Genomic DNA, 25,832 nt, shown 5'->3' on the forward strand with positions numbered 1-25,832 from the left:
CCCCGAAGGACCTCCGCCCGTTTTCTATCGAACGAGCTGTCGCGGTTCCAGTCTCAGAGACCGGGGCAGCTGGCGCCACCGACGCAGAACCCGTCGCTGTTGCGATCGAAGAACAACGGGTTCGAGTACGCCAGCGCCAGCACGCCGTGCTCGTTGAGGTTCCACGGCGGCGGGCCGCCCATGTCGGTGAGGCCGGCCAGCGTATCGTTGCCGGCCTGGTCGAGGTCCTCGGGCTCCATCGGGAACAGCGGGTGCGAGACGCCGTCGGTTCCGCGCACGACCACGACAATCCAGCTGTCGGTCGTGACCGTCAGCGGAACCGATATGTCGGTCGTCTGCCGCGTCCCACCGCCGAATGAGGATGGGGTCACCGAGAAGTCGGTTCCCTTGTGCAGCGTGATCTGGGGCGCGACCGTGCACGACGACGGGTTGACGACGCCGAAGAACGTCCACTGCGACAGGCAGCTCGGAACCGTGTTCTGGTAGATGTCGATCGTGTCGTACTCGGCCCACGTCGGCGCTTCGACGTGGATGTTGACCTGGTCCCCGGCGCCGCTGGAGACGACGGTGCGAGGCTGGCCAACCGCGTGCGATGCGACCTGCGCCGCGCCGTTCTGCAGGCTCACCCTCATGAAGGGACCGTTGGAGCCGATCGCGCGCATCTTGTTGACGTTTTGCGCCAGCTCGTTCGCGTCGATCGAAGCCGGATCGTCCGTCGACGATGCGACGAAGGTGCGCGGTCCGCCCGCCTGCACCGAGAACGTGCTGTGCGAGTCGGAGTCGGCGGTGCCGGCCTTGTAGCGGCCCTGGTTCAGCAGGTTGAACCAGTCGCCGAAGTTCTCGCCGAGCAGCAGGCTCGTCTGGCCGCGGCCAGCCTCGATCCAAAGCTCCAGCGCGGTGTAGTTGTCGCTGTAGAGGTTGGTGCTCGTCGGATCCATGCGCAGGAACGCGCTCAGGTTGCCGGCCGGCATGCACGTGCCGCCCGGGCACGAAGTGGCTGCGGAGCAGGTTCCGCCGGGGCAGTCGCCAGGGCCGGTGCAGGTGTTCGAGTCGTTGCCTCCGCCGATGCAGATCGCGACGTGGCACGGCAGACCGAAGGCTCCTGGCGGCGATGCCGGGGCGCTGGAACCGCCGACGCAGCGGTAGACCTTGTTGCTGCTGACCGGCGGGTTCTGGTCGGTATCGATGCCGAGCATGTTGAAGTGCCCGAGCGTGCCGCTGTTGAAGTGATTGATCTGGATCACCTGCGCGCCGTCGGCGATGCCGGACGCGAAGATCTCACCCGGCTCGGAGTCGTATGCCCCGCCGGACGGGTAGCCCGGGCCGACGCCGAGGTGGGCGCTCCAGTCGGGCGCTCCGCCGGCAACCTGGCTCGCGTCCACGTTGATCGGCCACATGTTGAAGTGGCCGTAGTGGCTCGTCGTCGTCTCGACCGACGCCCTGTTGGCGATCTTGTTGCCGACGCCCATCGCGGTGATCGTCGGGCCGAGATCGTGGACGAAGTCGTGGTCGGTGTTGACGAAGAAGTCCACGCCTTCGGCGAGCATCGAGATGATGCGCCTCTGCACGCTGATCGTGCTGTCCGGGCTCTGGATCATGTGGACGTGCGTGTCGATGGACACGAAGCCCGACGTGTCGACCACGTGGTGTACCGTCGCGTTGACCGGCGTGACCGTGTCGCCCGTGACCGTGATCACCTGGTCGTACACGTCGTACTCGTAGCCGTGCGAGACGACGACGTGGTACGTGCCCGGCTCCAGGTTGAAGCTCGCCGAGCCGCTGGCATCGGCGAAGTGGTAGGCCGCCAGCCCGAAGATGTCGCCCTTCTCCTCGAAGTCGTAGCCGAAGTAGCGACCCGTGTACTTCTGGGTGAGCACCAGGTACTCGTCGTTCATCGGATCCGGGCTCGCCGGAACGCCGACCACCGAGATCTTGGCAGCCACCGGCTGCATGCTTCCGTCCAGCACGTTGACCGTCACGGTTCCGGTATTCGGAAGGACGATCGACAGCGCGGCAGTCTTCTTGGCCGCCAGCGTCACCGGGTTCTGCGTCGGCGTCGAGTGCAAGCCCTCATACGGCGCGCCCTTCTTGCGCACCAGGATCTGGTAGTCGCCCGGAGGCGCGACGAAGCGGTAGAAACCGTGCGAGTCGGTCAGCGTGCTCGAATAGATGTTGACGCAGCTTGCGAGCGTCGGGTCCTGGGCCATGCAGCCCGCCTTGTTGTTGATGTTCCCGTTGATCAGCGTCACGTGCGCCTCGGCCGCCGGGGACCCGTCGCTGAAATTGACGAATCCCTGCAGCGCGCCCTTGTCGCCGCCGAACAGCTCGGTCCTGGCTTTGGTGACGTCGCTGACGGTGGTGCCGACCGTGAACCAGCGGCGGTAGGTGTTCGAGCCGCCCGCGGCGATCTGGAACGGTCCTGCCGGCTTGGCGTTCATGTTCGCGAACAGCGTGTTGAACAGGTTCGTGCCGGCCCAGGCGTAGACTCCCGACGACGCGAATGCGCCGGTGTTGCCGACCGTGCGTGCCAAAACGTTGGAAGGCCCGAAGATCACGCCGTACGTGACGCCGTCGGCATCGAGGCGGCCCTGGAAGGCCAGGTAGTCGAGCGACTGGCCGGACGTGCCGTTGGATCCGTTGCGAATCTGCGTCTCGCCGTAGCCCTGGCCGGGGCCGAAGGGCTCGAGCTGGCCGCTCGGGTTGACGTAGTCGCCGACGATGTACTTGGCGGTCGTTGCGCCGTTGTTCGTCACCGTCGTCGCCATCTGGATCATGTTCGAGTACGGGTTGAGGATCAGGTTGGTCTTGATGTGGACCGGGATGTCCACGTCGTCGGCGTCGGACGGAACCGACAGCGGACCGGCGGCCAGGACGAGGATGTTCGGCTTGATGACGTCGAACAGGTCGTCGTCGCCGGACGAGGTCAGGATTGCCGCAGCGCCATTGGAACCGTCGTTGGTTACCGTGACCGTGTCGGTGCCCTGCGTGGACGAGATGTTGATCAGGGGCTGGATGCCCTGCCAGCTGTCGCGGTCGTCGGCCGGATTCTTGCGCACGAGGTCGGCGTCGATGATCTGGCCGCCTTCGAGCAGCGTGAAGGAATGCTGGCGACCCGGCTTGCGTACGACCGCGCGGACGTTGCCGTTGCGGATCGTGAAGTCGTTGAGGCGACCCATCGCCAGCGGTCCGCCGATCAGGTCGTTCGCGTTGGTGATCTGGAATGCCTTGGCGGCGTGCGCGTTCGGGCCAACGACCGCCGGCGTGCAGTTGAGCTTGAACTTGACGGAAGCGCCCGAACCGCTGTCGTCGACGCTGATCGCGACATTGGCCTTGTTCTTCTTGAAGGCCGGCATGCAGTAGTCCTCGTCGTCTGCCATGCAGTCGAGGTCGCTGGCGCACTTCTCGCCGAGGTCCGACATGCCCTGGCAGGTGCCGCCGGCAGCCTTGAGGTCGACCTTGACCGGCAGGTCGGACGCCGTGCAGGAATTCGTGGCGCTCGGAAGCAGCGCGCTGAATGCGTCCTCGAGCGTGAATCGGTTCGGGTATGCCGACGGAAGCTTGAAGGCGTTGCTCGCGTCCTTGGTGGACGGCTTGTCGACGCTTCCGGCAGAGACGGAGTCCGTGTCGCAGCTGGGATTCTGGGGATTGACGCAAACGCCGACGCGGAACGTGCAGCTGCCGTTCACCGATCCGTCCGCGTCGCAAAGCGGATCACCGTCGACGCAGGTGATCTTCTTGACGTCGAGAGGCTTGGCTCCCGCCCCGTCCATGTCGACTGCGACCGCGAGGCGGCAGTTGCCCTGGGAGCCGCCGGCGGCGAACGAGCAGTCGGCCGGATTGCTCACCGTGTGGGTGCCGTTGTCGATGCAGACCGCATCGGCCCGTGCTGCTGCAAAAGCCAAAGCGCCTACTGCAAGCCCGGCAATGCCGAGCTTCTTCCAATTGTTCATGAGCCCTCCCCAACGAGATAATGGCAGCGGTCCAAACGAGCGGACGGACGAAATCGCGGCGAAGGTAATCGTCGGGCCGGAGGTTAGTCAAGCCGGAGACGGCAAATCCCCGCACCTCACGCGAACTTACGCGCTGTGCGACGTGCCGTAATACGACGGGCTGACGCTGCCTGCGCGGCCTTGCGGCACTCTCTGGTGCTGGCGCCGCGCCAGCCGCAGCAGCACTTTGAGCGAAGTCTCGAATTCATCGATCGGCTTGACCTCAATGAGATCGGCATCGATCAGCTCCTGCATGACGCGGCGTCCCAAATCGCTGCGCGTGATCGTAATCGTCCAGCCCGTGCAGCCGACTCCTCCGCACGAAACGTCGGCGAGCTCGGCGGAGAAGTCTCCGCAGTGGTGGCACTCGGGACGCGCGTGTTCCTGGGCGTCGCGCAGGTTGATGCGCACGACTTCGCCGTCCTTTGGATAAACCAGCACTTCGCCCTTGACGTTGAACTTGGCGATGTCGGTCAGCGGGATGCCGAGCTCGCGCTCGATCTTGCGCACCATCAGGCCGTCGAAGTCGAAGACCTCCGAGCACAGCAGGCCGATCCTGAGCGCAATGCGATCCGAGGGATCCTTCAGGCTTCGGGTCTGCCTGTCGATGATCTTGTCCTTCTTCTTGCCGGTGTGGATGAACTCCGGGTCGCGAAGCTGGGCCTTGCGGGTCGGCGTGACCTGGCAGGGAACGCCGACGAACGCGACACGCGAGCAGCCCTTGGTGGCCGCCTCCTCCAGCGCGAGGTCGTTCGGACAATACGTGTACCAGGAGCCCGCCGCCGCGATGATCTCCTCTTCGGTCGTCGCGCACATCGGCTTCGGGGCGCACGGGCGATCGGGGTCGGGCGCGGAGACGATCGCGCCGTCGATGCATCCGGTCTTCATCTGGTGAAGCAGCAGTGCCGTGACGACGCCGCCGTCCTGGGCAACGCCGAGGATGCGCGGGTCCTTGACGCGCGCCGCGTAGATTTCCTGGTAGGTGCCGAAGCCGCCCGAGTACGTGTTGCCTTCTTCGTTGGCGAAGACGTCGGCGGCCAGCTCGAACTCGCGCGGCCCGAGCCGCGGGCAGACCTGGGCACAGACGTCGCAGCCGATTCCCTCGCTGATGCCGCAGTAGTCGAACGGTGCGCTCGCTTTCGCGGTCTGCTTGGGCTTGCCGTCGATGTACTCGATGACGTTGTGCGGGCACACCAGCACGCAGCTGCCGCACTCGCAGCAGGAGCCGAAAGCGACGACGTCGTTCATCATGTCCTTGAACGACGGCTTGGACTTGAAGCTCTGCTCTTCCACGGAAACGCCCCTCTCGGACAATGGTCGGGATTGCGATCGGAGACCGGCCCCCGCTCCCTAGCGGAGACCGCTGCCCTGCACTACCGGCGTCAGTACCGGATCAGCGCATGAACGGGAACCGGAGCCAGCGCAGCGCGCCCGCCGAGGAAGTCCAGCTCGATCAGGAACCCGCACTCGATGACCTTCGCGCCGCAGGCATGCGCCAGCGCGACGGTCGCGCGCGCCGTCCCGCCGGTGGCGAGGAGGTCGTCGAGGATCGCGACGCGGGCGCCCGCCGGCAGCGCGTCCTTGTGGATCTCCAGCGAATCGCTGCCGTACTCGAGCTCGTAGGTGACCGTGTGCGTGTCGTGCGGCAGCTTGCCTGGCTTGCGCACGATGCACAGCCCGACGCCGAGCGCATAGGCGACGGGCGCACCGAACAGGAATCCGCGCGACTCGACGCCGACGATCGCGTCGACCTTGCCGCGGTAGCGCTCGGCCATCGCGTCGACGACCTGGTGAAGCCCCGGTCCGCTCGATAGCAGCGGCGTGATGTCCTTGAACTGGATCCCCGGCTTCGGGAAATCCGGCACGTTGCGGATGAGCGAATGGATATCCATCGGCGTTGGCGGTCTCCGTGGCGGCCCGCTCAGGGCCAGTCCAGGCGAAGCGACGCGAGCGTGCGCATCGCCTCGTAGTTGGTCAGGTCGAGGTGCAGCGGCGTCACCGAGACGAGTCCGTCGCGGACTGCGCTGAAATCGGTGCCGGGTTCGTCTTCGAAATCCAGCTCGGTGCCGCCGATCCAGTAGTACTTGCGGCCGCGCGGGTCGTCCTTCTCGACGATCGCATCGCCGTAGCGGCGCTTTCCCTGGCGCGTGATCGCGAAGCCTTCGGGCGCGGCCAGATCAGGCACGTTGACGTTGAGCAAGGTATCGGGCGGAAGACCTTTGTCTTTCAGCGCTCGCACCAGCTGTGCGGCAAACCTTGCTGCCGCGTCGTACTGGAACGAGACGCGGCCGACCTGGGAGAACGCGACTCCCGGCACTCCGAGCAGCACCGCTTCCATCGCTGCAGAAACGGTACCGGAGTACGTGATGTCGTCGCCGAGGTTCGGGCCGCGGTTGATGCCGGAGACGATCAGCCACGGCCTGCCCGGCAGCAGGCCGTTCAGCGCGAGGTTCACGCAGTCGGTCGGCGTGCCGCTGACGGCGTACCAGCCCGGCCGGACCTCGTCGGCGCGAAGCGGGCTTTCGAGCGTCAGCGCGTGGCTGACGGCCGAGCGCTCGCGATCCGGGGCCACGACGATCACGTCGTCGATCGGCCTCAGCGCCTCGACAAGGCGCGCAAGGCCGCTCGACTGAATGCCGTCGTCGTTGCTCGCCAGGATCACGGGCGCGGGATCATCCTCGCGCAAGTGCCGGAGGTCAACCACTGCGTGCACGGCTTCACGACGAAAAAAAACGGGGCCGGAGAGAAGACCCTCCGGCCCCGCGCTGCATCGATCGTGTCGATCCGTGGTCGGGGTGACTGGATTTGAACCAGCGACCACTCACACCCCAAGCGAGTGCGCTACCAGACTGCGCTACACCCCGTCATCGGCCGGCAACGTCGCGCTCGTGCCCGGTCTGCACGAAAAACGCCTTGCCGGGCCAGCGAGACGATAACGATCGTCATCCCGCAAGGCAACTGCCGCAGCAGCCGGTTTTGCGCGAACGACGCGGATCAGAAGTCGTAGCCGGTCTCGCCGTGGCTCGCCAGGTCGAGGCCCGACCTTTCGCCTTCCTCGTCGATGCGAAGCCCTGCTCCGGCATCGAGCACGCGCGCAAGGACCAGCGTCATCAAGAACGCGTACGCGAAGGTGGCCGCGACGCCGGTTGCCTGCACGGCGACGCGGTAGACATTGGCCCTGTCGATGAGGCCCCCTGCCCTGTCCGGCGTGAGCGCGGCGATGCAGAAGATTCCGGTCGCGATCGCGCCCCAGGCTCCCCCTACACCGTGCACGCCGAACACGTCGAGCGTGTCGTCGTAGCCGAAATTGCGTTTGACCAGCACCGCGGCGTAGCAGAGCGAGGCGCCGACGGCGCCGATCACGAGCGCACCGGTTGCGTCGACGTACCCGCAGGCCGGCGTGATCGCGACGAGGCCGGCCAGCGCACCGGTCGCAAAGCCGAGGGCGCTCGCCTTGCCGCGGTGGCGGGCTTCGATCAGGCACCAGGTGGTTGCGGCGGCGGCGGCAGCGATGTGCGTCGCGATGAACGCGCCGACCGCGGTGGAATTGGCGCCGAGCGCGCTGCCGCCGTTGAAGCCGTACCAGCCGAACCACAGCAGGCCGGCACCGAACAGCGTCATCGCCAGGTTGTGGGGTTTCATCGGCGTGTGCGGGTAGCCGATGCGACGACCGAGCACGAGGGTCAGCGCGAGCGCGGAGACACCGGAGCTGACGTGCACGACGGTGCCGCCGGCAAAATCGAGCACTCCGCGCCGCATCAGCCATCCGTCCGAGGCCCAGACCCAGTGGCAGACTGGGTCGTAGACGAGCGTCGCCCACAGGACGAGGAACAGAACCCACGAGCTGAACTTGACGCGCTCGGCCACCGCGCCGCTGACGAGTGCCGGCGTGATGATCGCGAACATCATCTGGAACGCCATGAAGAGGCCCTGCGGGATGGCCGTGCCGGGCCACGCGACGTCGTTGTGCACTCCGTGCAGCATCAGGTGCGAAAGGCCGCCGATGAAAGGGCCGCCGGGCGCGAATGCGAGCGAGTAGCCGCAGACGACCCACTGCACCGACACGACACCCATCGCCACATAGCTGTGCATCAGCGACGACAGCACGTTCTTGCTGCGCACCATGCCGCCGTAGAACAGCGCAAGGCCCGGCGTCATCAGCAGCACCAGCGCGCAGGCGGCGAGCATCCAGGCGGAGTCGCCGGCGCTGATGCCGGGAGCTTCGCCGGCGGCTGCCGGCGCGGCGCTCGCAGCGATGAGTAGCATTGCCGTGGGCATGGCCAGCCGCAGCGTGCGTGCGCTCATCGGGATTCCTTTCTGGATGTTCGAAGACGCGCCGCGGCGCTCGTCAGCCGAGGGAATCGCGGATTTCGACCAGGGCGGCGCGGATCTCGGCCAGCGCGCCCGTGGCGGCTGCCTCCGGCTCGGCGGCCGGCGAAGAATCCTCGCGCAGCTTCTTGCGTGCCCCTTCGATCGTGAAGCGCCGCGTGTGCAGCAGGTCCTTGATCCTCAGCAGGAGCTCGACGTCGCGGCGGCGGTAGAGCCGGTGGCGCGAGCGGGTTTTCCCGGGGCGCAGGATGCTGAACTCGGTTTCCCAGTAGCGCAGCACGTACGGCTTTACGCCCACGATACGGGCGACCTCGCCGATCTTGAAGTAGAGCTTGTCGCCGAGGAGCGCCGCTACGGCCGGGCTGACTTCTCCGTCCTCTTCGGTCCGGCCGTCGTGCACGGCAGGCTCGCCGTCTTCCTCACCGGTCGCAGCAGCTTCCGGATCCTCGATCACGGATGTGCCTCGTCGGCGTTGATCGTCCGCTTGAGAACCTGGCTCGGCTTGAACGAAAGGACGCGGCGACCCGAGATCACGATCTCGTCGCCGGTCTGGGGATTGCGACCCTTGCGCGGTCTCTTCTCGTTGATGACGAAGTTGCCGAAGCCGGAGATCTTGACCTTCTCGCCCTGCTCGAGGCGGGCCTTGATCACTTCGAAGATCGATTCGACGACCTCGGCGGCTTCTTTCTTGGAGAACCCGACGCGCTCGTAGATGTGCTCGACGATTTCGGCTTTGGTCATGAGCGACGCCTCCAGTCTCGATGCAGTCCAGCCGGCCGGGCCACGCGCCCCTGGCAGTTCCTCCGGGTCTGGTCGCTCCATCGCCATAGTGCCCTGGCGCGAAACGCTCAGACCCGCACAGTCGCCCCGAGGCGCCGGGTCAGGTGACCGAGAACCGTTTCGTGAAGGGCCGAGACCTCCGCTTCGGTCAGCGTACGGTCGGCGGCGCGGTACACGATGCGGTACCCCAATGCCTTTCGGCCGCTGTCGATGCCCGCTCCCGTGTACTCGTCGAAGACCGTTATGCTCTCGATGGCGGGCTCGCCGAGCGCCTGGACTGCCTCGACGGCAGCCGCGGCGGGTGTGCGGGCATCCACCAGCAGGGAAACGTCCCTCTCCGAGCCAGGGTAGCGTGGAATCGGCTGCAGCCCCGGGTGGGCGCGTCTATATGCGACCGCCTCCCGGCAGTCAACTTCCCAGACGTAGATTTCTCCTGCAATTTCCGCCCCTTCCGCCACGTCGGGGTGGAGGCGGCCGAAGTAGCCGACCACCTGCCCGTCCAGGCGCGCCTCGGCGCAGGCCCGAGGGTGGTACTCCGCCCGCGCGTCCGTGGCGGCAAACGACAGACTGCGGCCGGGAGCCAGCACCGCGAGCAGGCTCTCGACGACCCGCTTGACGTCGGCGAAGACGAGCGGCCTCTCGTCGCGGGCCAGCACACCGGGTCGCCGCCCGTAGAGCAGCCCCGAGACGACTTCGCGCTGCTCGACCTGCGGCGAGCCGCACGCGGCGAAGGTGCGCGCGATCGTGAACAGGTCGACGCGCGGCGCGCGTGCAGCAACGTTGGTCTTGAGCGCGTCGAGCAGAGCACCGAGCGCGCTTCGCTGCAGCGCCGTCGCGTCCGATCGCAGAGGATTGCGAACGAGCACGCTCGCGCCGTCGTCGAATGGCCCGCGAAATCGGGCGTTGGCAGCTTCCGAGGTGAACGAGACCGCAACGTGCTCGTGAAACCCGAGCGCCGACAGCACGCGCCGGAGCTCGGCCGCCGCCCGTACCGATTCGGGCAGCAGAGTCGGTGTCAGCGCGACCTGCGGCAACGCTGGCGCGATGGCCTCGTAACCGACGATGCGTGCGATCTCCTCGATGAAATCGATCTCCCGCTCGAGGTCCTGGCGATGTCCCGGCGGCTCGGCGACGAACGCGTCGCCGTCGTGCATCGGCGCTGCACCGATCGCTCCGAGCACCTCGCCGATGCGCGCGTCGGCGACCGGCGTACCGAGGATCGCTTCGACGCGCGAAGGCCGCACTCGAACCGCGGGACGCGCCGCGGCCCCGGGGCCTTCGCGCACGATTCCGCCTTCGGCCTCGGCTCCGGCGACCTGCGTCAGTAGTGACGCGGCCCTCTCCAGCGCGGCTTCGACTGCCCCCGGATCGACGCCGCGCTCGAAGCGGTACGACGAGTCGGTGATCATCGCGTGGCGACGCGAGGTGCGGCGCACGGTCGACGGCAGGAACAGCGCGCTCTCGAGAAAGATCTGCGTCGTCGAATCCAGCACTGCCGAATCGGCGCCGCCCATGACGCCGGCGACGGCGACGGGCAAGGCCTGGTCGGCGATCACGAGGTCTTCGTCGGCGAGCACGATCTCGCGCTCGTCCAGCGTGCGGATCTTTTCGCCGCGCTGCGCGAAGCGAACGACGATGCGGCCGCCGCCAATCTTACTGCGGTCGAACGCGTGCAGCGGCTGGCCGCGCTCCATCAGCACGAGGTTGGTGACGTCGACGACATTGTTGATCGAGCGAAGCCCGCACGCGGCAAGGCGCGTGCGAAGCCAGGCCGGCGACGGCCCGATGCGCACGCTGCGCATCGCAAGCCCGGTGTAGAGCGGGCAGCGCGCGGAATCGCGGATCTCGACGCGCACCGGCCCTTGGCCGGAAGGCAGCCCCGCCGTTGGCGCCATCTCCTTCACTCGCAGCCCGCACAGTGCGGCCGCTTCGCGTGCAAGGCCGAACATGCTCAGGCAGTCGCCGCGGTTCGGCGTGATCGCCAGCTCGAGGATCGTATCGTCGAGGCCGAGCAGCGCGGCAGCATCGGAGCCAGGCACAAGACCCTGCTCGAGGATGACGATCCCCTCGCCGTCCGCGTCGATGCCGAGCTCCTTGGCCGAGCACAGCATGCCTTCGGACTCGACGCCGCGAAGCCGGCTCTTGCCGATCTTGACGCCACCCGGCAGCACGCAGCCCGGGCGCGCGAGCACGGCAAGATCGCCGGCCTTGTGGTTTTTCGCGCCGCAGACGATCGAGAGAAGCTCGCCGCCGCCGTCATCGACGGTGCACGCGGTGAGGCGGTCGGCATTGGGGTGCTGCTCGCGCGTGACGATACGGGCGACGACAAGACGGTCGCCGTAGTCGAGCTCCGGCGCGTGAATCGCTTCGACCTCGATGCCGCCCATCGTCAAGCGCTCGGCCAGCAGCGCTACATCGGGCAGGCCCTCGACCAGCTCGCCGAGCCATTTGTACGAAACCCGCATCGCGCTCAGCCCGGGAACTGGCGCAGGAAGCGCAGGTCGCCGCCGTAGAACAGGCGGATGTCGTCGATCTTGTACTTGAGCATCGCGATGCGCTCGACGCCGAGTCCGAACGCAAAGCCGCTGAACTCTTCGCTGTCGTAGCCGACCTGCGCAAAGACCGCAGGGTCGACCATTCCGGCACCGAGGATCTCGAGCCAGCCGGTTCCCTTGCAGACGCGGCAATCGGCCGACTTCTGCTCGCAGACGACGCACGCGACGTCGACTTCGGCGCTCGGCTCGGTGAACGGAAAGAAGCTCGGCCGAAGCCGCACGGCCAGCTCGCGTCCGAACACGCGGCGCAGGAACTCGGTCAGCACGCCCTTGAGGTGCGCGAACGTGATTCCGCGGTCGACCATCAGGCCTTCGATCTGGTGGAACATCGGCGAATGCGTCACGTCGTCGTCGTGACGGTAGACGGCGCCCGGAGCGATGATGCGGATCGGCGGGCGCCTGGCTTCCATCACGCGGATCTGCACCGGCGAGGTGTGGGTGCGAAGCACGCTGCCTCCCTCGACGAAGAACGTGTCGTGCATGTCGCGCGCCGGGTGGTCGGCCGGGATGTTGAGCGCCTCGAAGTTGTGCCAGTCGTCTTCGACCTCGGGCCCTTCGGCGATCTCGAAACCCATGCCGCCGAGGATCTCGCAGATCTCGGCCATCGTGCGCGAGATGGGATGGATCGTGCCGGAGCCGGGGCCTCCCGCCGGCAGCGTGACGTCGACGGCGCCGCCTGCCAGCGCCGCTTGTCTTTCGCTCGCCCGCAGCTCGGCTTCGCGCGCGACGATCGCGGCATCGACGGCTTCCTTGGCGAGATTGACCCTCTGGCCGAACGCCGGCCTCTCCTCGTTCGGCAGCGAGCCGAGGATGCGCAGCACGCTCGTGAGCTTCCCCTTCTTGCCGAGGAAGTCGATGCGCAGCCGGTCGAGCTCGCCGCGGTCGGCCGTACCCGCAACGAGGGCAACGGCGACGGCGGCGAGCGCTTCGGGAGAGTCGGCGGCGGCGGTCACGACGCGCTTGTGATCAGGCCGCCAGGCGCGCCTTGGCGATCTGGACCAGCTCGACGAACGCGGTGTGCTCGTTGATCGCCAGCTCGGCCAGCGCCTTGCGGTCGATTTCGATGCCGGCCTGCTTGAGACCGTGCATCAGCATCGCGTACGTCAGCCCTTCCTGGCGCGCCGCCGCGTTGATGCGCACGATCCACAGCGCGCGAAACTCGCGCTTGCGCACCTTGCGGTCGCGGTACGCGTAGACGAGGCCCTTCTCGACGGTCTCGCGGCCCTGGCGATACAGCCCGCGCCCGCCGACGTAGCCCTTGGCGTAGCTCAGGATCTTCTTGTGGCGGCGGTGGCCCTTGGTTCCTCGGGTGACTCTGGACATGCGGTTTACTCCTGTTCCATCTCACGTTCGCGCTCGCGCGCTCACCAGCTCACGTTCACGCTCGCGCGTTCCGTCTGACGTTCGCGCTCGCGCGCTCACTAGCTCTGGCTCGCGTTCACGCTCGCGCGCTCCAGCTGACGTTCGCGCTCGCGCGCTCACCAGCTCACGTTCGCGCTCGCGCGCTCACTCGTACCGTCACGAGCCAGGCAGGATGCGCTTGATCGCGCGCTCGTCGACGCTGGCGACCGTGGTCGAGTGGCCGAGCGAGCGCTTCTGCTTGCGCGACTTGGCCGAAAGCTGGTGGCGGTGGTAGGCGCGCTTGCGCTTGATCCGCCCGCTCCCTGTCACGGCGAACCGCTTGGCGGCTCCCCTCTTGGTCTTACACTTGGGCATTGCGTTCTCCCTTGGGCGGCGTCTTGGTCGGGACCACGATCACCGACATGTTGCGTCCTTCCAGCCGCGGCTCGCCTTCGGCCTGTGCGACATCCGAGATCGTGGCCAGGACCTTCGCCAACATCGTCTTGCCCATCTCGGGCCGCGTGATCTCGCGGCCCTTGAAGAACACCGTCACCTTCACGCGGTGGCCGGCGGCCAGGAAGCGCTTGATGTGGCTGGTCTTGAACTCGATGTCGTGCGCCTCCGTTCGCGATCGCAGCTTCACTTCCTTCATCTGCTGGGCAGTGGAAGTGCTCTTCTTGCGCGATTCCTGGACCTTCTTTCGTTCCTCGTAGCGGAACTTGTGAAAGTCCATGATGCGCACGACGGGCGGCTGCGCGTCGCCGGCGACCTCGACGAGGTCCATCTGCCGCTGCTCGGCGATCTCGCGGGCGTCGGCCATCGTCATGATGCCGAGCTGCTCGCCCTTGCTGTCGATCAGCCTTACTTCGCGGGCACGGATCTCGTTGTTGATTCGGAAATCTTGACTCTTGGCTATGGTACACCTCCATCGCCGATGCGGCTGCGCTCGGCGAGCCATGCGGCGAATGCATCAACGGTCATCGGTTCCACCTGCGCTCCGCCGCGAAGCCGCGGCGCCACGGTGCCCGCCTCCACTTCCTTGTCGCCGACGACGGCGACCACCGGGATCTTGGCAGCCTGGGCCTCGCGGATCTTGAAGCCCAGCTTTTCGTTGCGAAGGTCGGCGCGCGCACGGAAGCCCGCGCCGCGCAGCTGGTTGGTCACCTGGCCGGCAAAGTCGTTCTGGCGGTCGGTGACGGTCACGAGCTGCACCTGGCAGGGCGCCAGCCAGAGCGGCAGCGCACCGGCCGTGTGTTCGATCAGGATGCCGAGGAAGCGCTCGAGCGAGCCGAGCACGGCGCGGTGGATCATCACCGGCCTCTGCTCCTTTCCGTCGCTGTCGATGTAGCGCAGCTCGAAACGCTCCGGCAGAGAGAAATCGAGCTGCACGGTGGAGAGCTGCCATTCGCGCCCGACCGCGTCGAACACGCAGAAATCGATCTTCGGACCGTAGAACGCGCCGTCGCCGGCGTTGAGGCGATACGCGACGTTCTCGGAGGCGAGCACTTCGCGAAGCGCGCTCTCGGCGTGGGTCCACATCTCGTCGGAGCCGATCGACTTGTCGGGACGCGTCGAAAGATAGACGCGCGTCTCGGAGAAGCCGAAGGTCTCGTTCATGTGGCGGATCATCTCGATGACGGCGCGGATCTCGCCCTGCACCTGCTCGGGCGCGCAGAAGATGTGCGCGTCGTCCTGGCAGAACGAGCGCACGCGCGTCAGGCCGTGCACGACGCCGGAGCGCTCGAAGCGGTGCAGGCGGCCGAAGTCGGCAAAGCGGATCGGCAGCTCGCGGTACGAGTGCAGGTCTTCGCCGTACATCAGGCAGTGGGTCGGGCAGTTCATCGGCTTGACCGAGAACTCGCGGTCCTCCACCGACGTGAAGTACATGTTCTCGCGGTAGTTCTCGTAGTGCCCGGAGCGGTGCCAGAGATCGACGTCGAGCACCTGCGGCGTGATCACCTCGCGGTAGTCGTAGCGGCGGTACAGGCCGCGGATGTAGTCGATGAGCAGGTTGTAGACGAGAGCGCCGTCGGGATGGAAGAACGGGCTGCCGGGAGCCTCGCGGTGAAAGCTGAACAGGCCGAGCTGCTTGCCGAGGCGGCGGTGGTCGCGCCGCTTGGCTTCCTCGATGCGCGCCAGGTGCTGCTCCAGGGCCTTGCGGTCCGCCCACGCAGTGCCGTAGATGCGCTGGAGCATCGGGTTTTTCTCGTCGCCTCGCCAGTACGCGCCGGCGACGCTGAGAAGCTTGAATGCACCGAGGCGGCCGGTCGACGGCACGTGAGGCCCGCGGCAGAGGTCGACGAAATCTCCCTGGCGGTAGAGCCCGACGACGGCATCGGGAAGATCACGGATGATCTCGGCCTTGAAGGTCTCGCCCATCGACAGGAACAGCTTTGCGGCGTCGTCGCGCGTCCACTCCTCGCGGCGCACCTCGTGATCCTCGGCGACGATCCTGGCCATCTCGGCTTCGATCTTCTCGAGGTCTTCGGGGACGAATCCGCGGTCGAACTTGAAGTCGTAGAAGAAGCCGTTCTCGATCACCGGGCCGATCGTGACCTGCGCTTCGGGGAACAGGCGCTTGACGGCGTGCGCGAGAAGATGGGCGGACGAGTGACGCAGGAGCTCGAGCCCTTCGTCGCTGTCGGGAAGGATCGGCGCGATGCTCGAGTCTTCCACCAGGGCGGTGGAGAGGTCGCGGGGCCGGCCGTCGATCAGCACCCCGATCGCAAGCTTGGCGACTTTGCCGCCAAGAAGCTCGCGCGCGGGAGTTCCCGCGGGGATGGTTCGAGCGCCGTCGCCGGGAAGGCTGACGGTGATCTGTTTCGACATGCTCTTCTGCGCCCGCTGGCCGAGGGTCGGTGGTGGGAGATCGCTGAAGCGATTCTTCTGGCCCCATGACCGGCCGCTTGCGGCCCTGCTCGTCTCCGTCCTGCTTCAGACTTCGTGCAAACTTTCTGGTAGGCACGGGCGGGATCGAACCGCCGACCCCTACCGTGTCAAGGTAGTGCTCTCCCGCTGAGCTACGTGCCTACAGGCCACCGCTCCGGAGCCCGCAAGCGCTTGGCTTGCGTTCCCGGGCTGCGAGTGGACCGGCTCTGCTAACAACGCCGGCGCGGGGAGTCAATCGCCAAGTCGCCGTCCCAGCATGGGTTTGGACGCAGCCAGGCGGCGGCACCGGGGCCGGACGCCGATAAGGGCCCATCTGCTTCGTTGTCGGCGCTACGTTCGCTCCGGCGTACAGGAGCGAGCCGCGAAACATTGAGCGGCGAGCGCCTGCGCTCACTTACGCGCCTCCGCCTCGCATCTGGACCCTTCTCGGCGCCCGGCTCGCAGATACGCTCTTCGAGAGTTGGGGCCGGGCCCGGCGCGAATCGCGTGCCGGTGCGGGACCCCGGCTCGCTCGGCTGCCGGGGACCCCGTAGGATGCCGCTTCATGCAGCGCGCCGAGCCGTTCGCGACGCAGTTCCTGATCGTCGTCCTCGTCGGCCTGGTGCTGCTCGTCGGTGCCTTCCTGCTGCCGTACGCGACGCCGATCGCCTGGGCCTGCGTCCTGGCGGCGGTCTTCTACCCCGTCTACAGCCTGCTGCTGAAGTCGATGCCGGCGCGGCCGAGCCTCGTGGCTGCCCTGATGACCGTGGTCGTGCTGGCCCTGGCCGTTGTCCCGGCCCTGCTGCTGACCGGCGTCGTCGCCCACGAGACGATCGGCGCCTACCGCGTCGCGGCTGACTACATCGTCGAGCACAAGGTCCAGTTCTTCGACGACCTGAGCCACCACTGGATCGTCGCGCCGGTGTGGAACTGGGTGCACGACCACTTCTCCGACAGCGACCTCGACCCGACGTCCCTCGGTCTTTCCGGGCTGCGCTGGCTCAGCGAATTTGCCGCCGCCAACGCGGCGCAGGTCGCGCGCAACGTGCTCGGCTTCGTCATCGGGCTCGGCGTGCTGACCTTTACGCTGTTCTTCGCGTTCCGCGACGGTGCGGCAATGGTGGCGTACTTCGAGGAGTCGCTGCCGATGGACAGCGGCGACCGGCGCCGCCTGTTCTCGCGACTCCAGACGACGCTGCTGGCCGTCGTGCAAGGTCTCGCCGCGACTGCACTGCTGCAGGCCGTGCTGCTCGGCGCCGCCTACTGGGCGCTGTCCGTGCCGTACGCCCTGCTGCTCGCGGTCGTCTCTTTCGCACTGGCGTTCGTTCCTGTCGGCGGGTCGGCGATCCTGTGGCTGCCGGTCGCGATTGGCCTCTACATCGGCGGCGCGTGGGTGCGCGGAACGATCCTGCTCGCGTGGGGAGGAGGTGTCGTCTCGCTGATCGACAACTTCGTGCGGCCGCTCGTGATCGGCGGCCAGGCCGAGCTGCCGACGCCGCTCCTGTTCTTCGGGATTCTCGGCGGGCTGCAGATCTACGGCTTCGTCGGCGTGTTCGCAGGGCCGGCGACGGTGGCTGCCTTCCTGTCGGTGGTCTCGATCTACCGCGAAAGGCTGCTCGAGCTGCACGGGCCGGCGCAGCCGCCGCCGTAGCAGATCGCGTCCATCGCCGGCGCCCTCAGCGTCCCGTTTCGATCAGTCCCGGCACCGAGTACCACTCTTCGCCGGCCGACTGCGGCTTGTCGAAGCCGATGTCGATGTACCAGCCCGGCTCGTCCTGGAAGGCTATGCCCGGAATCGCCGCGCGCGTGCCGTGCATGAGCTGCATGTCGATGACGCTGAACGCATAGATGAACATGCGCGGTTCAGGGTACTCGTAGCCCACGTTCGGGTTGGGCAGAGTGGACGTGCGGATGCTCTGCATCACGACTTTCCAGAGCTGCTCGTTCTGGTCGTAAAGGTCGGAGTAGATGATGAAGTTGGTTTCCTTGTCGACGTAGATCACGCGCTTGCTGTATGCGTAGCCGGGCACTTTCGGCTTGCCTTCGATGATCCAAACCGAAGGACGCACCTCCCAGCTCTCGCAGAACGTCATGCCGCCGTCCTTCTTGCAGGGCTCCGGCGGAAGGCGCTTGCCGTGCAAGGAGGCGAGCATCGGCTTCTCGCCGATCAGCTTCCAGTCGAACCATGGGATCTGCCCCGCATAGCCGCCGTACGAATCGACGTCGATGTCCTGGCCGAAAAGGGCATCGCTTCGTTGCGCGCTCGACAGCCGGCGCACGCGCCGCAGCGTCGGCAGGTAGAGCCACGTGTCGTCCTGGCGCAGCTGGTCGAGGTAGCGGATGTTGACGCCGCCGACGCCCTTCAGGTCGAACGGCTCGATCAGCGGGTGAAGGCCCGACTTGCGGAACGCCTGGTCCTTGTTGTCGGTGAACGCGGGGACCGGCGGCCAGTGGAGTCGGCCGGTGAACTGCAGGATTCGCAGCCAGTCGGCGACGAAGTGGCGCTCGACCTGGTAGTGGCGATTGTTGTTCGCGTCGACGTAAAGCGAGCCGGTATCGGCATCGACCAGGTGAAGGTTCAGGTCATCGGTAAAATAGTGGGTGTCGAGGAAGTCGTACATGATCTTGACGGCCGCTTTCGGGTCGTCGCTCGACACGGTCGGGAACGGCTTGGCGGACACCCAGTTGACCAGCTCGTTCTTGTCGTCGAGCGTGACCTGCCCGGAGTACTTCTCGGTAGCCTTCAGGTAGTCGGAAGGAATCGGGATCTTCTCGTAGGGGACGATCTTCAGGTCCATGCCGTTGTGCACCGCCCACAGGACGCCCGGTGCGACGAGGTCCTTGACGGTGTCGGCGTTGTCCTTGGTGATGGTCTGGCCGGGAGTGACGACGTCGGCTGCCCGTGCCGTCACTGCTGTCAGAAGAAGTCCCAGTACCGCAAGCGTTGCCCTGGTCATGGCCGCTGCACCCCTCTTCGCCGATCTACGCGAGCAGATTGCTGCCCCGCGCGTCGCTCCCGTGGCGGCGCCGAAGCGGCGTCGCCACGAGTGCGAACGATGCTCAGGCCTGCGGCTCGACCGCTTCCTCTTCGTGTTCGTCTCCGCCCTCGAGAACTCCGCCGAGGGCTTTGACCGAAAGCGCAACCGAGGCCGTGATGTCCTGCCCGACCCGTACGAGCACCGTGAACTGCCCGATCTCCTTGATCGGCTCCTTCAGCTCGATGCGGCGCCGGTCGATCTCGAGACCTTTCTCGACGATCAGCCGATGTACGTCAATGTTGGTCACCGATCCGAACAGCTTTCCGCCGCGGCCGGCGCGCGCCTCGATTTCGAGCTTCATGGCCTTGAGCGTGTCGGCCAACCGTTCGTAGGTGCCGCGCTCGCGCTGCTTCTTGATCTCGATCAGCGCCTTGTCGTGCGCGAGGCGAGTCAGGCTGCGACGGTCCGCCGGCACGGCCAGCCCTTGCGGGAACAGGTAGTTTCGCGCGTAGCCCGGCTTGACGCGGACGACCTCGCCGATGATTCCCAGCGAAGGGACGTCTTCTTTCAGGATCACTTCCATGATCGATCCTCCCCGCGCCTCAGCTGGCGGCGTACGGCAGCAGCGCGACGTTGCGCGCGCGTTTGATTGCCACCGTCAGGCTGCGCTGGTGCTTGGCGCAGGTGCCGGTCGTGCGGCTGGGAACGATGCGGCCGCGCTCGCTGACGAAGGTCTCGAGCACTTCCGACCACTTGTAGTCGAGAGGCAGCGACTTCTCGGCGCAGAAGCGGCAAACGCGCCGCCGCCCGCGCGAGCGGCCGAAGCGGCCTCGCGGCTTGCGTTCGCGCGCGCCGCCGCCGCCCTTGTCGTCGCGATCCCGGTCTCTCCTGTCCTCGCCCTCGCTCATGACTGCATCTCTCCTGCTTCGGTGGGCTCGCCGCCTTCGACCGTTTCCGGGCTTGCCTGCGCGGGCTGCTCTTCACGCGGTGACGAACGCATCTCGTGCAGCGGCGCATCGCGCCGGTCGTAGTGCTCACGCACGCGCGGCTCGGGCAGGCCCGTGTGATCCTGCTGGACACTGACGAAGCGCAGCACGCCTTCGACGATGCGCAGGTTGCGCTCGAGCTCTTTTACGGCCTGCGGCTCGGCGCGGTACTCGAACAGGTGGTAGTGCCCCTGCTTCTGCTTGCCGATGGAGTACGCGAGATCGCGAACTCCCCAGTCCCTCTTCTCGTCGACGGCTCCGCCTTCGCCGACGATCACGGACTCGAAGCGCGACAGCAGCTTGTCGGCTTCGGTTCCGAGGTCGGTGCGCAGCACCACCAGTGTCTCGTATGGTCGCATGGGTTTCCTTCTCGCTCAGGCGCCGGCCAGCTCGGGCCTGGCTCCGTTGAATGCCTGCATCGCGGCGGTGACGCCGCGGTCGACGATCGTCTCGACAGCATCGGCCGCCAGCGCGATCGCATCGCGGGCGGCCTGTTTCTCATCTTCGGTGAAGGGCGACAGCACGTGGTCGATGACCTCGCAGCCCGCGGGTGGCCGGCCGATGCCGACGCGCACGCGCACGAACGCGCTCGTGCCGATCTCTTCGGCGATCGACGCAATTCCGCGATGGCCCCCGCTGCCGCCTTCGGGGCGGACGCGGATGCGACCGAGGTCGAGGTCGAGGTCGTCGTGGACGGCGATCAGACTCCCGGGCGTAAGCCCGAGATCCTCGAGGAGTGCGGCCACTGCGCGGCCGCTGGCGTTCATGAACGTCTGCGGTTTCATCAACAACACCATGGAGCGGCCGAGCTCGACTCGGGCCGTCAGCGCAAGGAATTCCCGGCGCCGGATGTCGCTACCTTTTCTGGCGGCAAGCACGTCGACCGTATCGAAGCCGACGTTATGCCGCGTCCCTTCGTATTGCCCGCCCGGGTTGCCGAGTCCAGCGACCACGAAGGCGGGGCGCGGACTTCCCTGCACGGCGGCGTCGCGTGACGGCGTCAGCTGGCGGCCGGCGTGGCCGCACCCGCCGCGGGCGCTGCCGCGGCTGCTTCAGTGGTTTCGGCCGTGGGAGCCCCTTCGGCGGCTTCCTTCGTCGGCGGCAGCACCGAGACGATCGTGAAGTTGTCCTGGTAGATCGCCTCGACGCCCTCGGGCAGCGCGACGTCGGCGATGTGCACCGAGTCGTGAATGCCGAGCTCGGTGACGTCGATGTCGATGTGCTCGGGCAGGTTGCCCGGCAGCGCCCGGACCTCGATCTCGCGCCGCACCGGCTGCAGGATCCCGCCTTCGCCGACGACGCCCTTGGCCTTGCCGGTGAACGAGATCGCGACGGCCGCCGTTACCGGCGTGTTGGCGTCGACGCGAAGGAAATCGACGTGGATCGGCGCACCCGAAACGGGATGTCCCTGGATGTCCTGGATCAGCGCCAGGCCCTGGTCGAGCGCGGCTTCGACCGACTTGAGCTTGATCAGGTGGGCGCCGTGGCCGCTCAGGCCGCTCTTGGAAAACTCGTGGGCGTCGACCTTGACGCAGACGTTGGCGGTGCCGGCGCCGTAAAGAACGCCGGGGATCGCTCCGGCGCGGCGAAGGCGACGCGGGGACTCGCCCACGGCCCTGGATTCGACTGAAAGTTCGATGCTTCGCATGAGATCTCCGTTTGGGTTCTTTCGGGTGTTCGCGTCCTACTCGAACAGCGAGCTGATGGATTCTTCCTGGTGGGTGCGCCGGATCGCTTCTGCGATGAACGGTGCAACCGAGACGATGCGGATTTTCGGATTCGCGCGCACCTGTTCGCACGGCGCGATCGTGTCGGTGGTGATCACGGTATCGAGCTTCGACTGGGCGATCCTTTCGACGGCCGGACCCGACAGCACTCCGTGAGTCGTGCACGCGAGCACGCGCGTGGCCCCCGCTTCGATGATCGCGGAGGCGGCCGCACAAACGGTTCCTGCAGTGTCGATCATGTCGTCGATGATCACGGCGGCGCATCCGGTGACGTCACCGATGATGCGCATCTCCTCGACCTGGTTCGCACGCACGCGGCGCTTGTCGATGATGGCCAGCGTGGCATCGAGGCGCTTGGCATAAGCGCGCGCTCTTTCCACGCCGCCTGCATCGGGAGAAACGACGGCGAGCGGCATCCCCTTGACGGCCTGGGAAATGTGGGGGAGCAGTACCGGATTCGAGTAGAGGTTGTCCACCGGCACGTTGAAAAAGCCCTGGATCTGCCCCGCGTGCAGCTCCATCGTCATCACTCTCGACGCTCCGGCCGTGACGATCAGGTCGGCCACCAGCTTGGCACTGATCGGTACCCGGGGCGAAACCTTGCGGTCCTGGCGGGCGTACCCGTAGTAGGGCACCACCGCCGTCACTCGCGCCGCCGACGCCCTCTTGAGGGCATCGAGCATCAGCAGCAACTCCATCAGGTGGTCGTTGCCCGGCGTGGACGTGGATTGCACGACGAAGACGTCGCCGCCGCGCACGTTGTCGTGGATTTCCACGAAAATTTCGCCGTCGCTGAAGCGCCGGATCTCGGCGCGACCGCGTGCAACACCGAGATGCGCACAGATGGCATCGGCAAGTCCCAAGCTGGCGTTGCCTGCGAAGACCTGGATGGAGTTCATTGGCTGAGGGGCTTCCTGCTCGAAATGCTCGAAGTGCCTGATCGCCTGAAATGAGTTGCCGCCGCGTCCGCTGCCGTCGTGTTCTGCTTGAACGACAGCCGCGATCTTCCCGTCCCTGCTAACTGTTCTCCGGCGCCGGCACTGGGCGGGAAGGATTCGAACCTTCGAATGCCGGAACCAAAATCCGGTGCCTTACCGGGCTTGGCGACCGCCCATCGAGCCGCGCCGCTACGTGGCCGTTACGCATCCCTCTTTACCCGCTTCACCGTCTTCACCTGCTGCCGGCTCGCCGACCTGGTGTTCCCAGGGCTGCATCGCACGGGGCGAGGCGCCGACAGAAGCACCCGGGCGAGGCGCGCCTGGCCGGGCCCCTGCCATTGCCCGCAGGCCCTGGCAGCCGCCCGGGTGTCCTTGAAGGATCCGACCACCGCCGAACCGCTCCCCGACAGCACAACGCGCTCGGCACCGAGCCCCAGGAGGGCCTTCCTGGCACCCCGAACAGTGTCGAAAGACCTCTCGACTCCGCGCTGGAAGTCATTGAAAAACCAAGCTTCCGCCGCGTCGCTGCTGCGCGGGAAAGGGGTGACCCTAGAAGCCGAACGGCGGGATGTCAAACGAGGTAGCGCGGCGCGGTAAGCCCACGCGGTGTTCACCCTTTCGCGAGGCACGGCCAGCACCAGGACGCCCGCGGGTTTCCACGGCAGCGGCTCCAGGACGTCGCCGATTCCCGTCGCACGCGCGGGGGCGCAGCGCAGGAAGAACGGCACGTCGGCGCCGAGGCTGCGGGCAATCCTCACGGCCTCGCGCGGCGGCAGGCGGCGGCCGAGAAGACCCGGAAGGACCCGGATCACGGCAGCGGCATCGCTGCTGCCTCCGCCGAGGCCGGCGCCGGAGGGGATTTCCTTGCGAAGGCGGATCGAGACGGCGGCCTTCTCGCCGAGTGCCGCGAGCACGGCTACCGCTGCGCGCGCAGCCAGGTTCGAGCGTCCGCCGGGCACGCGCTCCGGTCCCGAGACGCTGCATGAGACGCTGCTGCGCGAAGCCGCGCGCACCGAGACCGTCACGGTGTCGTACAGAGAAATGGCGAACATCAGCGAGTCGATGTCGTGGTAGCCGTCGGCTCTTTTTGCGAGCACGCGCAGCGAGAGATTCACCTTAGCGGGCGCCCGGACGGTCGCCTGGCGCGTTGCGCTGCGCGGTTTCGACAGTTTCGACATGGGGGCGCAAAGTTTGACGGTCGCCCGGTCGCGTGACAACAAGCCGCCGTGCTTGTGCGCACCCTCCTGGCCTGCGAGCTGGCACAAGCGGCCGGCAAGCTGATCCGCGACGCGGTCGGCACTCGTCGCGATGTCGAGCACAAGTCGGCCGTCGACCTCGTCACCGAGATCGACCGCAATGCGCAGGCTCTCATCGTCGACGGCATTCGAGCCGCGTTCCCCGGCGACGTCGTCGTCGCGGAGGAGGACGCTGACCACACGCGGCCGAGCGGCCCCTGCTGGTACGTCGATCCTCTCGACGGCACGACGAACTTCGTCCACGCCCTGCCCCACTTCGCGGTTTCGATCGCGTGGTTCGACGACGAGGGGCCACGCTCGGCGGCAGTCTACGATCCGTGCAAGGACGAGCTTTTCCGGGCCGAACGCGGCTGCGGCGCTTTCATGAATGACGCCGCGATTTCCGTATCGTCGGTGAACGACCTGGACAAGGCGCTGCTGGTGACCGGGTTTCCCTATGACCGGCGCGAGCATGCGGCCTTTTACCTGGAGTACTTTCGAGAGTTCATGACGAGCGCCCAGGACCTGCGCCGCTACGGCTCGGCCAGCCTCGATCTCTGCTATGTGGCAGCCGGCCGCTTCGACGGGTTCTGGGAGTGGAAGCTGCATCCGTGGGACACGGCGGCCGGATGGCTCGTCGTCACCGAGGCAGGAGGACGCGTCAGCGACTTCGACGGTGCGCCGTACGACCCGTGGCTGCCGCGCGTGCTGGCGACCAACGGGCTGATCCATGACCAGTGCGAGCGGGTTGCGGCCTCCGTCCAGGCGCGGGTCCCCCCGAGCTGACGACACGAAGATCCGCAGTCTGTACACGCTTCCGTGTACAAGTTTTGGGGCAGCGCTGCCCTGCGGGAGACACTGCCAGTGCGTGATTTCCGCTTTTCGGCCGGGGCGGATACACAGTCCGGACCGGCTTTCCGCCGGTCGGCTGCCGCTCAGGCGCCCTCGTAGCTCAGGTGGATAGAGCACCGGCCTCCGAAGCCGGTTGCACAGGTTCGAGTCCTGTCGAGGGCACCACCTTTTCACTTCCAGAGGATTCTTGGTCTAGCGTGCCATTCCAACGGCCGCGGTCGGTTTCACTGGTTGCGGCACCTCCAGCTGCGCCGCTGCCTGCTGGACGTCCGTGTCGACCGAGTCGCCTTCGTCGTGGACGTGGTTCACTTCCGCCGTCGCACCCGTATCGGGCGTCGGCGGCGCGACTTCGCCCTGCACGGTGGCTGTATCCGGCGCCGGGGGTAGGCCCTTGCCGCCGGCGGCCAGCGTCTTCAGACCGCCGTCGAGCTGCTCGCGGAAGTGATTGTGCATCTCCTGCAGATCGGCGACCTGCACACGCGGCTTGGACGAAACCGCGCAATCGGTGCCCTTGCTCGCGGTGACCTTCATGCCGAGTGTGTTGTCGCCATCGGGATCGTCTTCGACGCGATAGAGAACGTCGCCGGCCGTCAGGTCGCACTCGTTGCCGTCGGACATAGAGACCGTCAGCGTGTCCGAGACGACGAAGACCTGCAGCGTCGGATCGAGCGCCGGAGGCTTGTCCGATGATCCCCACGCCACGCCGCCGCCGTCCGGCTGCGTCGCAGCGGCCTGAGTCTTCTTGATCTCGGCTTCGACCTCCGTCGCGATCATCTGCTTCACTTCGGGCGAGAGCGCGACCGCCGCGGGAGCAGGTTTGGGCTTCGGCGCTGCCGCAGGCTTCGGCGCGTTATCTCCCCGATCTCCTGCGTACTGGTCGTTGCTGCCCTGCTGCGCGTATTGATCGCCACCGCCCTGATCGGCGTAACCACCCTGATCTGCGGATCCGCCCTGATCGGCGTACCCCGGATCGACAGGCCCCGCGGCGGCCGCGGCCTGCGCCGCGTATGCGGCCTGCAGGCTTTGCGCCAGCAGATAATCGGTCAGCCACAGCGATGCGGTCGGATAGACCGGTGCAGGCGTGAAGTAGCCGCCGTAGTAACCGTACCAGGGATCCTGCCACCCCCACGTGTATTGGACGGGTACGGCCCACGGGTCGGCAGCCCACTCATAGTATGCCGGACGGTAGTAGTAGGTCGGCGCGTAAACGTAGTACGGATCGCCGTTCCAGACCGCCGTGCGGTAGGCATAGAC

General features: G+C 66.9%; 25 protein-coding genes and 4 tRNA genes. 4 read left to right on the plus strand and 25 right to left on the minus strand.

Annotation, left to right across the window (positions count from 1 at the left end):
• Nucleotides 1–53: 53 nt before the first annotated feature.
• From VGK20_14920 to VGK20_14990, 15 genes are all read right to left on the minus strand, one after another.
• Nucleotides 54–3,950, minus strand: coding sequence for a hypothetical protein (locus VGK20_14920; GenBank protein HEY2775337.1), 3,897 nt, complete (start codon nt 3,948–3,950; stop codon nt 54–56).
• Nucleotides 3,951–4,076: 126 nt separating this feature from the next.
• On the minus strand, nt 4,077–5,282 hold the full coding sequence (locus VGK20_14925; GenBank protein ID HEY2775338.1) for a Coenzyme F420 hydrogenase/dehydrogenase, beta subunit C-terminal domain: 1,206 nt from the start codon (nt 5,280–5,282) through the stop codon (nt 4,077–4,079).
• An 89-nt stretch (nt 5,283–5,371) separates the two neighbouring features.
• Entirely contained in the window at nt 5,372–5,881 is a 510-nt protein-coding gene (locus VGK20_14930; protein HEY2775339.1) for an adenine phosphoribosyltransferase, read from the minus strand.
• A 29-nt stretch (nt 5,882–5,910) separates the two neighbouring features.
• Nucleotides 5,911–6,651: a 5'/3'-nucleotidase SurE gene (surE, locus tag VGK20_14935; GenBank protein HEY2775340.1), complete on the minus strand. Its 741-nt coding sequence runs from the start codon at nt 6,649–6,651 to the stop codon at nt 5,911–5,913.
• Between the two features lie 125 nt (nt 6,652–6,776).
• Nucleotides 6,777–6,853 (minus strand) — tRNA-Pro (locus VGK20_14940).
• A 130-nt stretch (nt 6,854–6,983) separates the two neighbouring features.
• The gene (locus VGK20_14945) at nt 6,984–8,294 is read right to left on the minus strand and encodes an ammonium transporter (GenBank protein HEY2775341.1); all 1,311 of its coding nucleotides are present in this window, start codon (nt 8,292–8,294) and stop codon (nt 6,984–6,986) included.
• Between the two features lie 43 nt (nt 8,295–8,337).
• Nucleotides 8,338–8,772, minus strand: coding sequence for a MerR family transcriptional regulator (locus tag VGK20_14950; protein ID HEY2775342.1), 435 nt, complete (start codon nt 8,770–8,772; stop codon nt 8,338–8,340).
• Nucleotides 8,769–9,059: an integration host factor subunit alpha gene (locus tag VGK20_14955; GenBank protein HEY2775343.1), complete on the minus strand. Its 291-nt coding sequence runs from the start codon at nt 9,057–9,059 to the stop codon at nt 8,769–8,771. Before VGK20_14955 ends, VGK20_14950 begins: the two co-directional genes overlap by 4 nt.
• 107 nt (nt 9,060–9,166) lie before the next feature.
• Complete coding sequence (pheT, locus tag VGK20_14960) at nt 9,167–11,563, minus strand: phenylalanine--tRNA ligase subunit beta (GenBank protein HEY2775344.1); 2,397 nt, start codon at nt 11,561–11,563, stop codon at nt 9,167–9,169.
• A 5-nt stretch (nt 11,564–11,568) separates the two neighbouring features.
• Nucleotides 11,569–12,606, minus strand: a complete 1,038-nt coding sequence (pheS, locus tag VGK20_14965) for a phenylalanine--tRNA ligase subunit alpha (GenBank protein HEY2775345.1) — start codon at nt 12,604–12,606, stop codon at nt 11,569–11,571.
• A 13-nt stretch (nt 12,607–12,619) separates the two neighbouring features.
• Nucleotides 12,620–12,976 carry a 50S ribosomal protein L20 gene (rplT, locus tag VGK20_14970; protein ID HEY2775346.1) on the minus strand — a complete coding sequence of 119 codons (357 nt, stop codon included), beginning with the start codon at nt 12,974–12,976 and terminating at the stop codon, nt 12,620–12,622.
• A gap of 195 nt (nt 12,977–13,171) precedes the next feature.
• Nucleotides 13,172–13,369, minus strand: a complete 198-nt coding sequence (gene rpmI, locus VGK20_14975) for a 50S ribosomal protein L35 (protein HEY2775347.1) — start codon at nt 13,367–13,369, stop codon at nt 13,172–13,174.
• Nucleotides 13,356–13,952: a translation initiation factor IF-3 gene (infC, locus tag VGK20_14980; GenBank protein ID HEY2775348.1), complete on the minus strand. Its 597-nt coding sequence runs from the start codon at nt 13,950–13,952 to the stop codon at nt 13,356–13,358. The genes rpmI and infC overlap by 14 nt, the downstream gene beginning before the upstream one ends.
• A complete protein-coding gene (thrS, locus tag VGK20_14985; protein ID HEY2775349.1) occupies nt 13,907–15,823 on the minus strand; it encodes a threonine--tRNA ligase in 1,917 nt (638 codons plus the stop codon). The genes infC and thrS overlap by 46 nt, the downstream gene beginning before the upstream one ends.
• Nucleotides 15,824–15,949: 126 nt before the next feature.
• Nucleotides 15,950–16,024, minus strand: a tRNA-Val gene (locus tag VGK20_14990).
• Nucleotides 16,025–16,427: 403 nt separating this feature from the next.
• Between VGK20_14990 and VGK20_14995 the strand changes: the two genes are divergently transcribed.
• Nucleotides 16,428–17,513: an AI-2E family transporter gene (locus tag VGK20_14995; GenBank protein HEY2775350.1), complete on the plus strand. Its 1,086-nt coding sequence runs from the start codon at nt 16,428–16,430 to the stop codon at nt 17,511–17,513.
• 25 nt (nt 17,514–17,538) lie between these two features.
• On the opposite strand, the gene VGK20_15000 is transcribed toward VGK20_14995, so the two are convergent.
• The 7 genes from VGK20_15000 to VGK20_15030 form a co-directional block, all read right to left on the minus strand.
• Nucleotides 17,539–18,819: a DUF1329 domain-containing protein gene (locus VGK20_15000; GenBank protein ID HEY2775351.1), complete on the minus strand. Its 1,281-nt coding sequence runs from the start codon at nt 18,817–18,819 to the stop codon at nt 17,539–17,541.
• 103 nt (nt 18,820–18,922) lie between these two features.
• On the minus strand, nt 18,923–19,423 hold the full coding sequence (rplI, locus tag VGK20_15005) for a 50S ribosomal protein L9 (protein HEY2775352.1): 501 nt from the start codon (nt 19,421–19,423) through the stop codon (nt 18,923–18,925).
• A 19-nt stretch (nt 19,424–19,442) separates the two neighbouring features.
• Complete coding sequence (gene rpsR, locus VGK20_15010) at nt 19,443–19,748, minus strand: 30S ribosomal protein S18 (protein ID HEY2775353.1); 306 nt, start codon at nt 19,746–19,748, stop codon at nt 19,443–19,445.
• Entirely contained in the window at nt 19,745–20,185 is a 441-nt protein-coding gene (gene rpsF, locus VGK20_15015) for a 30S ribosomal protein S6 (GenBank protein HEY2775354.1), read from the minus strand. The genes rpsR and rpsF overlap by 4 nt, the downstream gene beginning before the upstream one ends.
• Nucleotides 20,186–20,200: 15 nt before the next feature.
• A complete protein-coding gene (pth, locus tag VGK20_15020; protein HEY2775355.1) occupies nt 20,201–20,779 on the minus strand; it encodes an aminoacyl-tRNA hydrolase in 579 nt (192 codons plus the stop codon).
• A gap of 47 nt (nt 20,780–20,826) precedes the next feature.
• On the minus strand, nt 20,827–21,474 hold the full coding sequence (locus VGK20_15025; protein HEY2775356.1) for a 50S ribosomal protein L25: 648 nt from the start codon (nt 21,472–21,474) through the stop codon (nt 20,827–20,829).
• Nucleotides 21,475–21,510: 36 nt separating this feature from the next.
• Entirely contained in the window at nt 21,511–22,398 is an 888-nt protein-coding gene (locus VGK20_15030; GenBank protein HEY2775357.1) for a ribose-phosphate pyrophosphokinase, read from the minus strand.
• On the opposite strand from VGK20_15030, the gene VGK20_15035 reads away from it, so the two are divergent.
• Complete coding sequence (locus tag VGK20_15035) at nt 22,318–22,506, plus strand: hypothetical protein (protein ID HEY2775358.1); 189 nt, start codon at nt 22,318–22,320, stop codon at nt 22,504–22,506. The two genes, VGK20_15030 and VGK20_15035, sit on opposite strands and share 81 nt — an antisense overlap.
• Nucleotides 22,507–22,593: 87 nt before the next feature.
• On the opposite strand, the gene VGK20_15040 is transcribed toward VGK20_15035, so the two are convergent.
• Together VGK20_15040 and ispE are read right to left on the minus strand one after the other, a co-directional pair.
• A tRNA-Gln gene (locus tag VGK20_15040) sits at nt 22,594–22,667 on the minus strand.
• 24 nt (nt 22,668–22,691) lie between these two features.
• Nucleotides 22,692–23,669, minus strand: coding sequence for a 4-(cytidine 5'-diphospho)-2-C-methyl-D-erythritol kinase (gene ispE / locus VGK20_15045; GenBank protein ID HEY2775359.1), 978 nt, complete (start codon nt 23,667–23,669; stop codon nt 22,692–22,694).
• A 48-nt stretch (nt 23,670–23,717) separates the two neighbouring features.
• Between ispE and VGK20_15050 the strand changes: the two genes are divergently transcribed.
• Together VGK20_15050 and VGK20_15055 are read left to right on the plus strand one after the other, a co-directional pair.
• Entirely contained in the window at nt 23,718–24,512 is a 795-nt protein-coding gene (locus VGK20_15050) for an inositol monophosphatase family protein (GenBank protein ID HEY2775360.1), read from the plus strand.
• A gap of 155 nt (nt 24,513–24,667) precedes the next feature.
• Nucleotides 24,668–24,743: transfer RNA gene (locus VGK20_15055), tRNA-Arg, on the plus strand.
• A 27-nt stretch (nt 24,744–24,770) separates the two neighbouring features.
• Here VGK20_15055 and VGK20_15060 read toward each other — a convergent pair.
• Nucleotides 24,771–25,832: hypothetical protein (locus VGK20_15060; GenBank protein ID HEY2775361.1), on the minus strand; the 1,062-nt coding region annotated here is incomplete at its 5' end.

It is taken from the genome of Candidatus Binatia bacterium (assembly GCA_036493895.1).
Classification (GTDB): Bacteria; Desulfobacterota; Binatia; order UBA1149; family CAITLU01; genus DATNBU01.

What these genes read in the sequence shown, in the direction of transcription:
- VGK20_14920 (HEY2775337.1), bottom strand. Translation starts at nt 3,950, where the DNA reads ATGAACAATTGGAAGAAGCTCGGCATTGCCGGGCTTGCAGTAGGCGCT.
- VGK20_14930 (HEY2775339.1), bottom strand. Translation starts at nt 5,881, where the DNA reads ATGGATATCCATTCGCTCATCCGCAACGTGCCGGATTTCCCGAAGCCG.
- VGK20_14945 (HEY2775341.1), bottom strand. Translation starts at nt 8,294, where the DNA reads ATGAGCGCACGCACGCTGCGGCTGGCCATGCCCACGGCAATGCTACTC.
- VGK20_14955 (HEY2775343.1), bottom strand. Translation starts at nt 9,059, where the DNA reads ATGACCAAAGCCGAAATCGTCGAGCACATCTACGAGCGCGTCGGGTTC.
- pheT (HEY2775344.1), bottom strand. Translation starts at nt 11,563, where the DNA reads ATGCGGGTTTCGTACAAATGGCTCGGCGAGCTGGTCGAGGGCCTGCCC.
- rplT (HEY2775346.1), bottom strand. Translation starts at nt 12,976, where the DNA reads ATGTCCAGAGTCACCCGAGGAACCAAGGGCCACCGCCGCCACAAGAAG.
- rpmI (HEY2775347.1), bottom strand. Translation starts at nt 13,369, where the DNA reads ATGCCCAAGTGTAAGACCAAGAGGGGAGCCGCCAAGCGGTTCGCCGTG.
- infC (HEY2775348.1), bottom strand. Translation starts at nt 13,952, where the DNA reads ATGGCTCGCCGAGCGCAGCCGCATCGGCGATGGAGGTGTACCATAGCC.
- thrS (HEY2775349.1), bottom strand. Translation starts at nt 15,823, where the DNA reads ATGTCGAAACAGATCACCGTCAGCCTTCCCGGCGACGGCGCTCGAACC.
- VGK20_14995 (HEY2775350.1), top strand. Translation starts at nt 16,428, where the DNA reads ATGCAGCGCGCCGAGCCGTTCGCGACGCAGTTCCTGATCGTCGTCCTC.
- VGK20_15000 (HEY2775351.1), bottom strand. Translation starts at nt 18,819, where the DNA reads ATGACCAGGGCAACGCTTGCGGTACTGGGACTTCTTCTGACAGCAGTG.
- rplI (HEY2775352.1), bottom strand. Translation starts at nt 19,423, where the DNA reads ATGGAAGTGATCCTGAAAGAAGACGTCCCTTCGCTGGGAATCATCGGC.
- rpsR (HEY2775353.1), bottom strand. Translation starts at nt 19,748, where the DNA reads ATGAGCGAGGGCGAGGACAGGAGAGACCGGGATCGCGACGACAAGGGC.
- rpsF (HEY2775354.1), bottom strand. Translation starts at nt 20,185, where the DNA reads ATGCGACCATACGAGACACTGGTGGTGCTGCGCACCGACCTCGGAACC.
- VGK20_15025 (HEY2775356.1), bottom strand. Translation starts at nt 21,474, where the DNA reads ATGCGAAGCATCGAACTTTCAGTCGAATCCAGGGCCGTGGGCGAGTCC.
- ispE (HEY2775359.1), bottom strand. Translation starts at nt 23,669, where the DNA reads ATGTCGAAACTGTCGAAACCGCGCAGCGCAACGCGCCAGGCGACCGTC.